The sequence below is a fragment of the Dactylosporangium sp. NPDC006015 genome (assembly GCF_040614215.1).
In the GTDB taxonomy this organism is placed as follows: domain Bacteria; phylum Actinomycetota; class Actinomycetes; order Mycobacteriales; family Micromonosporaceae; genus Dactylosporangium; species Dactylosporangium maewongense.
This window is the reverse complement of record NZ_JBEXUD010000024.1, coordinates 105369-119441: the sequence shown is the minus strand read 5'-3', so window position 1 is coordinate 119441 and position 14073 is coordinate 105369. Positions and strand designations below refer to the sequence as shown.

The window sequence follows — 14073 nt, the reverse complement described above, 5'->3', positions numbered from 1 at the left end:
ACTGCGCTCCGCACGGTGGCCGCTCCACCCGTGCAGCAAGTCCTGGCGGTCCGCATTTCCCATGATCCGGAAGACTTTTGTGCGGTCCTGGGTACACAAACCCTTCCGGATCACCAGGATGCTGACCACCGCACAGCGTCCCCCCAGACGGCACAACGCCGAGTGGGGAGATCGCGCTGGCCAGGGGTCGGTGATCGTCTGAGCCATGCCTGCCCCACCGCGCGAGGACACCCGGCCCTCGGCTTTCGTGATCCGGAAGACCTTGCGCACCCCTGGGTACACAAACTCTTCCGGATCACGGGGACGCCGGCGCAGAACCGAGCGGGTGCCGATCACGCTGACCGCAGGGGTCGGCGATCGCCTGAGTCATAGCTACCCCACCGCGCGGGGACGCTTGCCGTTCCGTTCTCATGATCCGGAAGACTTTGTGCGGTCCTGGGTACACAAGGTCTTCCGGATCACCAAGATGCTGACCACCGCACAACGTCCACCCAACTGGCGCAACGCCGACCAAGGCAGATCGTGCTGACCAGGGGGCCGGTGATCGCCTGAGCGCCGACCGCCCACCGCGCGAGGACGCCTGGCACTCGGTTCTCATGATCCGGAAGACTTTGTGCACCCCTGGGTACACAAAGTCTTCCGGATCACGAGGGGTGGGTCAGCGGGCGGTGGCGATGACGCTGACGGGTGGGTCGCCGTGGGTGTAGAGGGTGTCGACGACGAGTTGGAGGGCGGGGTTGGCTCGGACGCGGTCGTAGGCGCGGAGCTTGATCTGGTCGCGGTCGAAGTCGATGCGCTCTTTGTCGTTCGGCTGGTAGCGGACCCAGGTCTCCTCGCCGATCATCGGGCCCGCGGTGCCGCGGAGCTTGACCTTGATCGAGGCCAGGAACGGGGCCGCGCCGTCGGGGAAGACCTGGACGCGGACGGTGTAGCTCGCCGACCGGGTATGGCCCTGCTGGTCGACGCTCTGCAGGCCGAAGTCCACGTGAGCGATCTCGCCACGTGCGCTGACTGCCTTGGCGCCGGGTTTCCGGCCGAATCCGAACATGCCGGGGACGGTATCCCCCGGGCCCGCGCCGCCGCGATCATGTGCCCGACACTGCGGTATCGGACGGCCGACCGTCAGCGGAGGACGGCGGTCAGCGGAGGGAGGAGGCCAGGCGCTGGAGCTGGGAGTCGGTGGCGCGGCCGAAGATGATGACGGTGCGGGTGGGGGTGGACTGGATGAGGGCGCGTTCGCCCGGGCGGGCGTCGTCGTGGCGCTGCCAGTCGGTGCCGTTGATCGAGACCGGGGCGCCGGCGGAACCGGCCGTGCCGATGATCGACGGGATGAGGGTGGCGGCTGGCTGGGCGCTCTGGGCGAGCTGCATGGCGCCGTCGGAGGGGGCGGTCACGCCCAGGCGCAGGATGCCGGCGGTGTAGGTGGCCGAGGCGATCCGCCAGCCCGGTGGCAGATCGGTGGGGCGCAGCGGGGTGAACTGGCCGGCGCGCTCGACCGAGCCGTACACCTCGGTGGTGTCGACGGCCGGCGGGTCCTCGTGGCCGAGGTAGCGGTAGAAGCCGACCAGCAGGAAGACCGGCACCAGCAGGACCAGCATCGACAGCGCCATGTCGCGCGGACGGCGACCGGCGCGCTCCGAAGAAGCAGAGGCCGACGAGGCAGAAGCCGACGACGAGGAGCCAGCGGGTGCGGGAGCAGCGGTTTCCACACCCCCATCGTGAACCATCGGATGGAAGTTGCCACAACCGCCCGGCCACTAGCGACGCGGAACACGTCGGCCTGACACGATTGAGGATGGCCCGCCCGCCCACGCAACGCCGCGCGAGGAGAGCACACACATGAGTCGTGAGATGGATCGGAATCTGGCCCTCGACCTGGTACGAGTCACGGAGGCCGCGGCCATGGCCGCCGGACGGTGGGTCGGACGGGGGGACAAGAACGGCGGCGACGGTGCGGCCGTCGACGCGATGCGCCTGCTGATCAACTCGGTGCCGATGCAGGGCGTCGTGGTGATCGGCGAGGGCGAGAAGGACAACGCGCCGATGCTGTACAACGGCGAGCGGGTCGGGGACGGGACAGGCCCCGAGGTGGACGTGGCGGTCGACCCGGTCGACGGGACGACGCTGATGAGCAAGGGGATGCCCAACGCGGTGGCGGTGCTGGCCGTCGCGGAGCGCGGGGCGATGTTCGACCCGAGCGCCGTGTTCTACATGGAGAAGCTGGCGGTCGGGCCGGACTACGCGGACGTGATCAACATCGACGCCGGCGTCGAGGAGAACCTGCGGCGCATCGCGCGGGTGAAGCGGGCCGGGGTGGACGAGGTCACGGTCTGCATCCTGGACCGGCCCCGGCACAAGCAGCTGATCCAGGATGTGCGGCGGACCGGGGCCCGGATCCGGTTCATCTCCGACGGGGACATCGCGGGGGCGATCAGCGCCGCCCGCGAGGGTTCGGAGACCGACGTGCTGATGGGCATCGGCGGCACGCCCGAGGGCATCGTCGCCGCGGTGGCCCTGAAGTGCATGGGTGGCGCGATCCAGGCCAAGCTGTGGCCCCAGGACGACGCCGAGCGGGAGAAGGCCGTCGCCGCCGGCCACGATCTCGGTCGCGTGCTGCACACCGACGACCTGGTCAGCGGCGACAACATGTTCTTCTGCGCGACCGGGGTGACCAGCGGCGACCTGCTCAAGGGCGTCCGCTACCGGAGGGGTGGGGCGGAGACGCAGTCGATCGTGATGCGGTCCCGGTCGGGCACGATCCGGGTGGTCGACTCGTTCCACCGCCTGGAGAAGCTGCGGGCCTACTCGCTGGTCGACTTCGACGGGATCCTGCCGCCGCTGGCGATCGAGCCCGAGGGTGCGCTACCCAGCACTGGCTGACGAGAGGCTGAGCACCGACCGGACGGCCTCGTCGACCGGCGTGTGCGTCAGGCCGAACGTCGCGGTGACCCGGGACGAGTCCATGACGAACGGCCTGACGTGCTGGTGGCGCACCTCGCGGAACTCCTTGGCGAACTTGTCGGTCAGCCCGGCGGCCCATACCGCGGCCGCCGGGTAGGAGCGCAGGCGCGGGGCGGGCAGGCCGGCGACGCGGGCCACGGTGTCCAGCAGTGACCGGCCCGTCATCGGCGGCGGCGAGGGCACGTGCCACGCCCTGCCCCATGCCCGCTCGTCGGTCGCGAGCGAGATGAGCGTGTCGGCGACGTCGCCGATGTACGTGTAGCTGTGCGGCACGTCCAGGGCGCCGGGCAGCCACGCGGTCGTCCCGGCCCGCATCGCCGGCAGCGCCATCTCGATGATCGACGAGGTGGGGCTGATGTAGTCCGACGCGCGGGCCTCGAACGTACGGATGCCGGCGCCCAGCGCGTCGCGCCACATCGCCACCCGGACGCGACCCTTGCGACCCGTCGCCGCGAGCGGCGTGTCCTCGGTCATCGGGCCGGTGACGGGCCCGTAGCCGTACAGGTTGCCGGTGATCGCGAGGACGGCGTCGTTGGCGGCCGCGGCCCGGATCAGCGCGTCGTTGATCGGCGGCCAGTCGGTCGTCCAGGCGTGGTACAGCGGGTTGACGCAGTTGTAGATGACGGTGGCGCCGGCGGCGATCCGGCGCAGGGCGGCCGCGTCGGCGGCGTCCGCGGCGACCCGCTCGATCAGCGGGTGGGCGGGCCCGCCGCCGGAGCGGCTGACGATCTTGACGGGCTCACCGAACTCCGCAAGCCGCGCCGCGATGATCGAGCCGACGGCGCCGGCACCGACGATGACCTGCATGACTGCCTCCCCTGACGACGATTGCAAGAGCACTGCTCTCTCAGCAGAGCACGTGTCGTCGGACAAAACAAGAGCAGTGCTCTCTCAAAAGAGCATGAGACTATGTACGGCATGAAGGCGACAGGTATCAGGGCGCGGGTCCGTGCGGAGATGACCGAGGAGATCAAGGCGATCGCCCGGCGGCACCTGGCCACCGACGGGGCCAATCTGTCGCTGCGCGCCGTGGCCCGCGACCTCGGCGTCGTCTCCTCGGCGATCTACCGGTACTTCGCCAGCCGGGACGACCTGCTGACGGCGCTGATCCTCGACGCGTACAACTCCCTCGGGCAGACCGTCGAGGACCGGGAGCGCGCGGTCGGCCGCGACGACCTCACCGGCCGCTGGATGGCGGTCTGCGACGCGGTGCGCGGGTGGGCGCTGGAGCGCCCGCACGAGTACGCGCTGATCTACGGCAGCCCCGTGCCCGGATACCAGGCGCCCACGGACACCGTCGCCGCGGCGACCAGGGCGGTCACCGTGCTGGGCACGATCATCCAGGACGCCGCGGTGGCGCGCCGCCTGCCGCCCGGGCCGCCGGAGCCCGTCCCTGACGCGGTCGCGGAGGATGTACGGCGGGCCGGCGCCGTGATCGCCCCGGACGTGCCCGACGCCGTGACGGCCCGCGCCCTGTCCGCCTGGGTCACGCTCTTCGGCCTGGTCAGCTTCGAGGTGTTCGGCCAGCTCAACAACGTCGTCGGGCACCGCGACGAGTTCTTCGAGCACCAGATGCGGGCGCAGGCCGGGTTCGTGGGGATCTGATCCAGGTCAGGGGTCCAGGGGGTCTAGGGGGTCGGGATGCCGAAGCCGACGGTGGTCCCGCTGCCCTCGATGGACTCCAGCGCGATCCATCCGCCGTGCGCCTCGACGATCGCCTTGCTGATCGCCAGGCCCAGGCCGCTGCCCTTGATCGCCCGTTTCTGCGCGTCGGCGGTACGGAAGAAGCGGGTGAACAACATGCTCTGCTCGTGCTCGGGGATGCCGACCCCGGTGTCACGGATCCAGACGACGACCTCGCCGTCGCGCTCGCGGCCGGTCACCGTGATCGCTCCGCCCGCGTCGGAGAACTTGACCGCGTTGGTCAGCAGGTTGAGCGCGACGCGTTCGATCTGCTCGCCGTCGCCCTGCACCACCGGGATGTGCTCGTCGACGTCGAGGGTGATGCTGAGGCCGGCCGCCTCGACGGAGGGCCGGATCGCCTCGTACGCGGCGTCGATGATCTGCCGCATCTGCACCGGCCCGACGCTGAGCGTGAGCGTGCCGGACTCGATGCGGGAGAAGGTCAGCAGGTCCTCGATGAGGTCGAGCAGGCGGCGCCCGTTGCGGTCGATGATGCCGACGATCTTGCGTTCGGTCGCGCCGAGGGAGCTGGCGTGCGCGTCGGCGAGGATCTCGGTGTAGCCGCGGATGCTGGTCAGCGGCGTGCGCAGCTCGTGGGAGACGGTCGCGACGAACTCGCTCTTGAGCCGGTCGAGCTCCTGCAGGTCGCTGTTGGTGCGGGCGAGCTTCGCCGCCTGCCGCTGCAGGGCCTCCTCGGCGCGCCGGCGGTCGGTGACGTCGGCGATCTGGTGCACCACGTGGTGCGCCCCGTGATGGCCCCGGCCGCGGGCGCTGCCGCCCGCGCCGATGAGCGACGCCGAGTACTGCCCCCACAGCGGCGCGCCGTCGGAGCGGCACAGCCGCAGCTCCTTGCTGACCTTCTCGGCCTCGCCGGCGACGAGGCGCTTCATCTTCTCCGCGACGATCGGCCGGTCCTCCTCGGCGACCATGTCCAGCAGCAGCTGCGAGGGCTGCAGCCCGGTCATGCGGGCCAGCTCCTGGTTGACCTCCAGCACGTGCCCGTCGAGGTCGGTGACGGCCATGCCGACCGGGGCGTGGTCGAACGCGGCGCGGAACGTCTCCTCCGCGCGGCGCTGGTCGGCGGCGAGCCGCTGCTGCGACAGGGCGTGCTGCACGGCCGAGCCGAGCCGGCTGAGCCGGTCCTTGAGCAGGTAGTCGACGGCGCCGTGGCGCAGCGCGTCCACGCACGACTCCTCGCTCATCGCGCCGCTGACCACGATCGCGGGGATGTCGTAGCCGCCGGCGCGCAGCATGTGCAGCGCCTCCAGGGCGTTGAACTGCGGCAGCGAGTAGTCGGCGAGGATCACCTGCGGCAGGCCTTCGGGGTCGTCGAGCGCGGCCTGGAACTCCGCCCGGGACTCGACCCGCCGCCACGTGGGCGCGAAGCCGGCCCGCCGCAGCTCGAACACGAGCATCTCGGCGTCGTCGGGGTTGTCCTCGAGGAGCAGGATCCTCATGAGTGCTGGTCGGTCAGGTTGAGCCCCAGCCAGTACAGGCCGATGCTGTTGACGGCGGACAGGAACTGCTCCATGTCGACGGGCTTGACGATGTAGCTGTTGGCGCCCAGCTCGTAGCAGGCGTGCAGGTCGCGGTCCTGCGCCGACGAGGTGAGCATGACGACCGGGATGTGGCGGGTGCGCGCGTCGGCCTTGACCCGGCGCAGCACGTCGATGCCGTCGACCAGCGGGAGCTTGATGTCCAGCAGCACGACCTGCGGCGGGTCGGCGGCGGCCCGCCCGAACAGGTAGTCGAGGGCCTCGGCGCCGTCGCGGGCGACGTCGACGTTGCGGGCGAACCTGCCCCGCTCGAAGGCCAGGCGGGCGAGCTCCAGGTCGTCGGGATTGTCCTCGACGAGCAGGACCCTGTTCGACAGCGGTTTCATCCGCCCACCTCCAACAGCGTGTCTGCGTATGCCGGAAGGGTGAAGTAGAAGGTGGCCCCCTCGCCGGGCGCCGCGTCGGCCCAGATCTGGCCGCCGTGCCGCACCACGATGCGGTGGGTGAGCGCGAGCCCGATGCCGGTGCCCTCGTAGTCCTCGGCGCGGTGCAGTCGCTGGAAGACCTTGAACAGCTTGTCGGCGTACCGCATGTCGAAGCCGGCGCCGTTGTCCCTCACGTAATACACGGCGTCGCCCCCGACGCCCGGCATTGCAGCGTCCGCCTCCGTGGTGACCTTGTGGCCGACCTCGATCCGGGCCGGGGAGACGGCGCGGGTGTACTTGACCGCGTTGCCGACCAGGTTGGCCACCACGTGCCGGATCAGCCGCGGGTCGCCCTGGGCGTCCGGCAGGTCCCCCACGGTCAGGACGATGTCGCGGTCGCCGCGCTCGACGCTCAGCTCGTCCCAGACGTCGGCGACGAGCTGGTCGAGGTGGACGCGCAGGCTCGCCATCTCCTGCCGTTGCAGCCGGGAGAACGCGAGCAGCCCGTCGATCAGCTCGCCCATCTGCTGCGCGCCGGCGCGGATGCGGGACAGGTACCGGCGGCCCTGCTCGTCGAGCGCGTCGCCGTGATCAAGGGCGAGCATCTTGGCGAAGCCGTCCACGGCCCGCAGCGGCGCCCGGAGGTCGTGGGAGACGCTGTACGAGAAGGACTCCAGCTCCGCGTTGGCCTCGCGCAGGTCGGCGGTGCGCTCCGCGACGCGCAGCTCCAGCTCGGCGTTGAGCCGCTCGACCGCCCGCTCGGCAGTCTTGCGCTCGGTGACGTCCTGGCCGACCTTGACGAAGCCGCGGATCGAGCCGTCGGGGCCGCGCACCGCCGTGAGCGTACCGTGCACCCAGAAGCGGCTGCCGTTGTGCCGCACCCGCGGGCCGTCGATCTCGACCCGGCCGTACTCCGCCGCCTGCGCGAGGATGTGCTGCGGCACCCCCTCGGCGGCCTCCTCCGGCGTGAAGAACATCGCGTAGGAGCGGCCGATGACCTCGTCCTCGCGGTACCCCTTGAGCCGTTCGGCGTTGGCGGACCAGCTCATCACGGCCCCGTCGGGGTCCAGCATGTAGATCGCGTAGTCGCGGGCGCCGTCCAGCAGCAGCTGCAACAGCTCCTCGGAGGCGCGCACCTTCTCGTCGGCGTCGTGCAGGTCGGTGACGTCGCGCAGCACGGCGACCGCGCCGCCGTCGCCGTCCTGGTGGACCAGCCGCCGGAGCCGCACGTCCAGCCGGCGGCCCCGCACGATGATCTCGGCCTGCGCCTCGAGGGGGCGCTGCACCAGGTCCTCGAACCGGAACGGGGTGACGCCGTCGCTCTCGTACGCGTCGAGCAGCCGCGCCCACTCGGCCGGCGGTTGCCGCTCGACGTCGTCGCCGAGCAGCTCGCGGGCGCTCGGGTTGAGCCACATCGCGGCACCGTCGGGGCCGATGAGCACCACGCCGTCGCCGATCGTGTTCATCACCGCGGACAGCAGCGTCGCCTGGTGCCGCAGGTCCGCGGTGGCCTGGGCGACCCGGTCCTCGGCCCGGCGGCGCGAGGTCGCGAGGGTGTAGACGAGCACGGCGGTGACGACGGTGAGCGCGAGCCCGCTGAACACCATGCCCGCGTCGAGGTGGCTCTCGGCGCCCATCAGGGCCTCGCTGTCGGTGACGACCATCAGCCGCCACTGCTGGTCGGCGACCTGCACGATGACGCTGCGGCGCAGGTCGGGCCCGCCGACGTGCTGCCGCGAGATGCGGGCCATCGGCACCCACGCGTTGTCCTCGATCGCGGACAGCGTCACGTCCACCAGCTCGCGGGACGGCTGGAGCATCGTGTCGGTGAAGAAGGCCTGCATCCGCACGGTCAGCTCGACGAACCCGCGCAGCTCGCCGGTGACCTGGTCCACGACCCGCTGCAGCAGCACCACGGAGTGCTGCCGCTCCTGCTCCGGCAGGTCGGCGTCGCGCGGCAGCAGGTACGGGCCGGAGATCGCCGGCAGCCCGATCCGCAGCGCCCGCTCCAGGGCCCGGGCCGCCTCCGGCGCCGTGGTGAGGTCCTGGCCGACGCCGTCGCTCGTGTCCTGCGCCAGGTTGCGCTGCAGGACCGTGAAGTAGTGCCGGCCGGCGTCGGTGGCCGGGCGCAGCGTCAGCCCGACCGCGCCGCGGGCCCGCCAGTCGTCCTGGGCGGCCTGGACGTCGGAGTGCTGCACGGCGACGACGAAGTCGGCGGACGCGGCGCCGGGCAGCCAGAGCCGGCCGAGCGGGGCGGTGGCGGAGGTGAACGAGGTGGCGTCGATCTTCGGCAGCGCCTCCAGGCCGCCGGCGACGAGCTGCACCGCGTCGACGTACCGCTGGGCGGTGGACGCCACCGCCTCCTGCGCGGCGGCGACCCGCCGGTCGAGGGTCTGGCCGGCGTTGTCCAGCTCGACGCGGTGCATCAGCAGGCCCGCCCCGCCGGAGACCAGCAGGCCGAGCAGCACCACCCCGAGGACCTGGAGACGGACGCCCACCACGCTCTGCAGATCGGCGGTGCGCTGCGGTTACTGAGAAGTTGCTCACCCGTTGTCGGACGAGTGCCCCGGGAAGAGGTGGGCGGCCGGGTCGATGATCACGGCGGCGTTGTTGACGGCGGTGGCGGCCTCCCCGAAGCCGACCGCGATGAGCCGGACCTTGCCCGGGTATTCGCTGATGTCGCCGGCGGCGAACACCCGCGGCAGGTTGGTGGCGGTGGTCGAGTCGACCTTGATGTGGCGCTTGTCCAGCTCGAGGCCCCAGTCGGCGAGGGGGCCGAGGTCGGCGGTGAAGCCCAGCGCGGCGACGACGGAGTCGGCGGGGAGGGTGCGCGGTGCCGCGCCGCGGACGGCGACGTCGACGCCCGTGCACCTGGCATCTCCGAGAATCCGGGTGACCTCGGCGTTGACGATGATCTCGATCGGCAGGGCCTGCACGCGGGCGACGGTCGAGGCGTGCGCCCGGAACTTCTCGCGGCGGTGCACGAGCGTCACCGACCTGGCGACCGGCTCCAGCGCGAGGGCCCAGTCGAAGGCGGAGTCGCCACCGCCGACGATGACGACGTCGTGCCCGGCCAGGTCGGCCAGGTGCGGCACGAAGAAGAGCAGGCCGTCGCCGGTGAACCCGTCGGCGGCGGGCAGCGGGCGGGCCGTGAAGCTGCCGAGCCCGCCGGTGATGAGCACGGCGCCGCAGCGCAGGACGGTGCCGTCGGACATCGTCAGCACGGGGCGGCCGTCGTCGTACGTGAGGCCCTCGGCCCGCACGCCGAGCAGGTAATGGGGGTGGAACTGCCCGGCCTGCTCGACGAGGTTGGCGACCAGGTCGCGGCCGCGGATGCCGGGGAACCCCGCGACGTCGAAGATCATCTTTTCGGGGTACATCGCCGTGACCTGGCCGCCGGGCTCCGGCAGCGCGTCGATCAGGGCGGTGCTGAGGCCCCGGAAGCCGGCGTAATAGGCACCGAAGAGTCCGGCCGGTCCCGCGCCGACGATGGCCAGGTCGACATCCCGCATACGGGGAACGCTATGCGGCGCCGGTGCCGATGACCAGAGGACACCGCAGCCTGCCGCGGCGCCGGCTTCGACGGCCAGGCGGCGCCGCGGCTTGCTATCAGGCGTCGGTGCCGATGGCCAGGGGGTCGTCGGAGCGGCGTGGCTTGCGGCGCCGGAAGATCACCGCGGCGACGAGGCCGCCGATGAACCCGCACAGGTGCCCCTGCCAGGACACCCCCTCCTCGCCGGGGAGGACGCCGAAGAGCTGCCAGCCGTACAGGAGCCCGATGAGGACACCGACGGCGATGTGCCACCAGCTGCGCTCAACCGCGCCCCGCATCAGGATCACGCCGAGATAGCCGAAGATGACGCCGCTGGCCCCGACCACGACGGTGTCCGGATCGCCGATGAACCACACCCCGACCCCGGCCACGATCGCGATGAAGGCGGTCGTGAGCAGGAAGCGGGTGGTGCCGGCGGCGAGGACGAACGTGCCGAGCAGGATCAGCGGGATGCTGTTGGCCAGGACGTGGGCGAAGCCGGCGTGCAGGAACGGCGAGAAGATGATGCCGTCCAGGCCGTCGAGATGGTGCGGCTTGATGCCGCCGTCCTGGTCGAGCCGCTCACCGGTGAGCCGGTCGAGGAACTCGATCGCGAACAGCACCGGCACGAACGCGCACATGGCGACGAAGGCTCGGCCGACGGAGGCGTAGAACGCCTCCGTGCCGAATCGCGTGGGGTCGGACGGACTCGTGGCATCGACGGTCACGCCACGTTGGTAACAGGTTTCGCTCGCTAATACCAGCCGCTGGACTGACTGTGGGACCAGGCGGCGCACGGCGTCTTGTAGCGGCCCTTGATGTAGCCCAGGCCCCACTTGATCTGGGTCTCAGGATTCCAGGACCAGTCGCTCGCGATCGAGCCCATCTTCGACGGCGGGAGCGCCTGGGCGATGCCGTAGGCGCCGGAGCTCTTGTTCCGCGCCGTCGTCGTCCAGTGGCTTTCCTTGTCCCAGAGCTTCTCCAGGCACGGCGACATCTGGTCGAACCCGAAGCCGGCCTGGAACACGAGCCCGCAGCCGCGCCACTTGTTGTCACTCTTGCCCTTGTACACGTCGCAAGCGGCCGGGATCGAGTAGGTCGGCGGGCCCAGGGTCCGCGTGGTGGACCGGCTCGTCTCCTCCTCTTCCTTCTTCTTGCGCGCGGCGTCCTCGGCGGCCTTGGCCTGCGCGGCGGCCGCGGAGGCGGCGTCCTGCGCCTTGCTCTGGGCCTCCTGGGACGTCGGCGCGGCGCTGGCGCTCGCACTCGTGTCGGAAGGCTTCGGAAGGGTGGCGTCGGCGGCGGCACTGACCGGCTCGGCCTTCTTACCGCTGTCCCAGTTGGCGATCACGACACCCGCCGCGAGGGCCGCGACCAGTGCGAGGGTGGCCAGGACACGGATCTTGCCGACCCGCTGCCACAGCAGCGTCAGGACGTCCATGGCCTAGTACCACCCCGTGCTCTGGCTGTGACCCCATGCGCCGCACGGCGTCTTGTACCGGCCCTTGATGTAGTTCAGCCCCCACTTGATCTGGATGCCGGCGTCGGTCTTCCAGTTCGTGCCGTAGGCGGCCATCTTGTCGCCGGGGACGGCCTGCGGGATGCCGTGGGCGTTGCTGCTGTTGTTGTGCGCGCTGGGGTTCCAGCCGCTCTCCTTGGTCCACAGCTTGTCCAGGCACGGCATCTGGTCGAGGCCGTAGCCGGCGGCGACCATCAGCGTGCAGCCGGTGTTCCTGTGACCGGAGTAGACGCCGCACGAGGCGGGGGCCGGGTAGGACGGCGGGCCGGCGGAGCGGGTGTTGGACCGGCTCGCCTCTTCTTCCTTCTTCTTGCGCGCGGCGTCCTCGGCGGCCTTGGCCTGCGCGGCGGCCGCGGAGGCGGCGTCCTGCGCCTTGCTCTGCGGGTCCTGCGACTGCGCGGCGCTGGCGCTCGTCTCCGACGGCTTCGGAAGGGCGGCGTTGGCGGCGGTGTTGGCGGCGGTGTTGACCGGCTCAGCCTTCTCGCCGCTGTCCCAGTTGGCGATCACGACGCCGCCCGCGAGGGCCGCGACGAGCGCGAGGGCCGCCAGGGCACGGATCTTTCCGATCCGCTGCCACAGCTGGATCACGAACGTATCCATTCGTCGGGGACAGGACGCGGCGCACGGCCCGGACGGCGGTCCACGCGTTGCAGCGGACCTGCCCTCCGGGCCGATGACGCACCGTGAGCGCCTGATGCCGGTTCGCCTGGCGTCATGCGCTCGTTCCCCACCATCGCCTAGTGCATTCGCAGGTGAGAACCCAAACAGTATGTTATGTGATCCTAATCACGTGACAATTAGGACTCTTTTACTCAACTCACCTTTCGAACGGGAGGTCCTCCAGCAGGTCCGTGACGACCTCGGCGATCGGCGACCGCTCCGAACGGGTCAGGGTCACGTGCGCGAAGATCGGGTGGCCCTTCAGCGCCTCGATCACCGCGGCGATGCCGTCGTGCCTGCCGACCCGCAGGTTGTCACGCTGAGCGACGTCGTGCGTCAGCACGACCCGCGAGTTGCTGCCGATGCGGGACAGCACGGTGAGCAGGACGCCGCGTTCGAGCGACTGGGCCTCGTCGACGATCACGAACGCGTCGTGCAGGCTGCGACCGCGGATGTGGGTCAACGGCAGGACCTCGAGCATCCCCCGGGCCGCCACCTCCTCCATCACGTTGTCGTGCACCAGCGAGCCGAGCGTGTCGAAGACCGCCTGCGCCCAGGGCGACATCTTCTCGGCGGCGTCGCCGGGGAGATAGCCCAGCTCCTGCCCGCCGACCGCGTACAGCGGCCGGAAGACGATCACCTTCTTGTGCTTGCGCCGCTCCATGACCTGCTCCAGGCCCGCGCAGAGCGCGAGCGCGGACTTGCCGGTGCCGGCCCGCCCACCCATGGACACGATGCCGATCGACTCGTCCAGCAGCAGGTCCAGCGCGATGCGCTGCTCCGCCGAGCGCCCCCGCACGCCGAACACCTCCCGGTCGCCCCGCACGAGCCGCACCGACTTGTCGGCACAGACCCGCCCGAGCGCCGAGCCGTTCTGCGAGGTGAGCACCAGACCCGTGTGCACCGGCAGGTCGCCGGCGCCGTCGAGGTCGATCGCCTCACCCGCGTAGAGCCGCTTCACCTCGTCCTCGGCGATGCCGAGCTCGACCATGCCCGTCCAGCTCTGGTTGGTCGCCGGACCCGGCTGGTACTCGTCCGCGGCCAGGCCCACCGAGCCGGCCTTGACCCGCAGCGGCATGTCCTTGGTGACCAGCAGGACGTCCTTGCCCTCGGCGGCGAGCGCGAGCGCGACCGCGAGAATCCGGGCGTCGTCCGTGTCGGCCCGGAAGCCGGCCGGCAGCACGTTCTGGTTGGCGTGGTTCAGCTCGACCCGCAGGGTGCCGCCGGAGTCCGTCAGCGGCAGCGGGACGTCCAGCCGGCCGTGCTTGGCCCGCAGGTCGTCCAGGAACCGCAGCGAACGCCGCGCGAAGTACCCGAGCTCGGGATGGTGCCGCTTGCCCTCCAATTCGGAGATGACGACCAGGGGCAGGACCACGTCGTGCTCTCCGAAGCGCAGGAACGCGCCCGGGTCGGCCAGCAGCACGGACGTGTCCAGCACGAAGGTGCGCTTGTCCGGTGTCTGCTCCCGGGCTTTCTCCTGGGCTTTCTCCTGGGCCGTCTTCCTGGTGCGACGGACCGGCTTGACGACCTCCTGCGGCGCTTCCGCGGGCTGCGCCTTGGTGGCGCGGCCGCGTGGAGCGGGAGGGGTGGACTCCGAGGGACTACGGCGAACGGTCACGGGATCTCCGGGGACGGGCACCTCGCCGCCCGCACTCGCGTCCTCCGACGCCCGCACGGGGTCGGGTGCTTGGCCCCGTGGCTTCACAGTGATCGCTCGGTCCGGGCCTCGGATGGCCGGGAAAACCCCAAGCCACAGCACAGACGCTAACCGCTGCAAGCAAAATCCACTAGATCGAGTCC

13 protein-coding genes are annotated in these 14073 nt (G+C 71.0%); 2 read left to right on the top strand and 11 right to left on the bottom strand.

The window, feature by feature from the left end; all coding sequences use genetic code 11:
- Positions 1-658: 658 nt before the first annotated feature.
- Together ABZ321_RS34600 and ABZ321_RS34595 are read right to left on the bottom strand one after the other, a co-directional pair.
- Positions 659-1048 carry a hypothetical protein gene (locus ABZ321_RS34600; protein WP_344503775.1) on the bottom strand — a complete coding sequence of 130 codons (390 nt, stop codon included), beginning with the start codon at positions 1046-1048 and terminating at the stop codon, positions 659-661.
- Between the two features lie 91 nt (positions 1049-1139).
- Positions 1140-1709, bottom strand: coding sequence for a DUF4245 family protein (locus ABZ321_RS34595; RefSeq protein ID WP_354899194.1), 570 nt, complete (start codon positions 1707-1709; stop codon positions 1140-1142).
- Between the two features lie 130 nt (positions 1710-1839).
- Here ABZ321_RS34595 and glpX point away from each other — a divergent pair, with 130 nt between their 5' ends.
- Positions 1840-2880, top strand: a complete 1041-nt coding sequence (gene glpX, locus ABZ321_RS34590; protein ID WP_344503778.1) for a class II fructose-bisphosphatase — start codon at positions 1840-1842, stop codon at positions 2878-2880.
- On the opposite strand, the gene ABZ321_RS34585 is transcribed toward glpX, so the two are convergent.
- On the bottom strand, positions 2863-3768 hold the full coding sequence (locus tag ABZ321_RS34585) for an NAD-dependent epimerase (protein ID WP_344503779.1): 906 nt from the start codon (positions 3766-3768) through the stop codon (positions 2863-2865). The genes glpX and ABZ321_RS34585 overlap by 18 nt on opposite strands.
- A 111-nt stretch (positions 3769-3879) precedes the next feature.
- On the opposite strand from ABZ321_RS34585, the gene ABZ321_RS34580 reads away from it, so the two are divergent.
- Complete coding sequence (locus tag ABZ321_RS34580) at positions 3880-4566, top strand: TetR/AcrR family transcriptional regulator (protein ID WP_354899190.1); 687 nt, start codon at positions 3880-3882, stop codon at positions 4564-4566.
- Between the two features lie 23 nt (positions 4567-4589).
- Here ABZ321_RS34580 and ABZ321_RS34575 read toward each other — a convergent pair whose 3' ends face one another.
- From ABZ321_RS34575 to ABZ321_RS34540, 8 genes are all read right to left on the bottom strand, one after another.
- Positions 4590-6101 carry an ATP-binding protein gene (locus ABZ321_RS34575; RefSeq protein ID WP_354899187.1) on the bottom strand — a complete coding sequence of 504 codons (1512 nt, stop codon included), beginning with the start codon at positions 6099-6101 and terminating at the stop codon, positions 4590-4592.
- Entirely contained in the window at positions 6098-6526 is a 429-nt protein-coding gene (locus tag ABZ321_RS34570) for a response regulator (RefSeq protein WP_344503782.1), read from the bottom strand. The genes ABZ321_RS34575 and ABZ321_RS34570 overlap by 4 nt, the downstream gene beginning before the upstream one ends.
- Positions 6523-9063, bottom strand: coding sequence for a PAS domain S-box protein (locus tag ABZ321_RS34565; protein ID WP_354899184.1), 2541 nt, complete (start codon positions 9061-9063; stop codon positions 6523-6525). The genes ABZ321_RS34570 and ABZ321_RS34565 overlap by 4 nt, the downstream gene beginning before the upstream one ends.
- A gap of 45 nt (positions 9064-9108) precedes the next feature.
- Positions 9109-10077 carry an NAD(P)/FAD-dependent oxidoreductase gene (locus ABZ321_RS34560; protein WP_354899182.1) on the bottom strand — a complete coding sequence of 323 codons (969 nt, stop codon included), beginning with the start codon at positions 10075-10077 and terminating at the stop codon, positions 9109-9111.
- Between the two features lie 97 nt (positions 10078-10174).
- Positions 10175-10825 (bottom strand): rhomboid family intramembrane serine protease, encoded by a 651-nt coding sequence (locus ABZ321_RS34555; protein WP_344503785.1) that lies wholly within the window; start codon positions 10823-10825, stop codon positions 10175-10177.
- A 26-nt stretch (positions 10826-10851) separates the two neighbouring features.
- Positions 10852-11535: a lytic transglycosylase domain-containing protein gene (locus tag ABZ321_RS34550; RefSeq protein WP_344503786.1), complete on the bottom strand. Its 684-nt coding sequence runs from the start codon at positions 11533-11535 to the stop codon at positions 10852-10854.
- Positions 11536-11538: 3 nt separating this feature from the next.
- Positions 11539-12201, bottom strand: coding sequence for a lytic transglycosylase domain-containing protein (locus ABZ321_RS34545; protein ID WP_354899178.1), 663 nt, complete (start codon positions 12199-12201; stop codon positions 11539-11541).
- Positions 12202-12430: 229 nt separating this feature from the next.
- Positions 12431-13711 (bottom strand): PhoH family protein, encoded by a 1281-nt coding sequence (locus ABZ321_RS34540; protein WP_344504020.1) that lies wholly within the window; start codon positions 13709-13711, stop codon positions 12431-12433.
- Between the last annotated feature and the right edge of the window lie 362 nt (positions 13712-14073).

Coding starts and splice junctions, on each gene's coding strand:
- ABZ321_RS34580 (WP_354899190.1), top strand. CDS start 3,880: ATGAAGGCGACAGGTATCAGGGCGCGGGTCCGTGCGGAGATGACCGAG.
- ABZ321_RS34575 (WP_354899187.1), bottom strand. CDS start 6,101: ATGAGGATCCTGCTCCTCGAGGACAACCCCGACGACGCCGAGATGCTC.
- glpX (WP_344503778.1), top strand. CDS start 1,840: ATGAGTCGTGAGATGGATCGGAATCTGGCCCTCGACCTGGTACGAGTC.
- ABZ321_RS34550 (WP_344503786.1), bottom strand. CDS start 11,535: ATGGACGTCCTGACGCTGCTGTGGCAGCGGGTCGGCAAGATCCGTGTC.
- ABZ321_RS34585 (WP_344503779.1), bottom strand. CDS start 3,768: ATGCAGGTCATCGTCGGTGCCGGCGCCGTCGGCTCGATCATCGCGGCG.
- ABZ321_RS34570 (WP_344503782.1), bottom strand. CDS start 6,526: ATGAAACCGCTGTCGAACAGGGTCCTGCTCGTCGAGGACAATCCCGAC.
- ABZ321_RS34600 (WP_344503775.1), bottom strand. CDS start 1,048: ATGTTCGGATTCGGCCGGAAACCCGGCGCCAAGGCAGTCAGCGCACGT.
- ABZ321_RS34560 (WP_354899182.1), bottom strand. CDS start 10,077: ATGCGGGATGTCGACCTGGCCATCGTCGGCGCGGGACCGGCCGGACTC.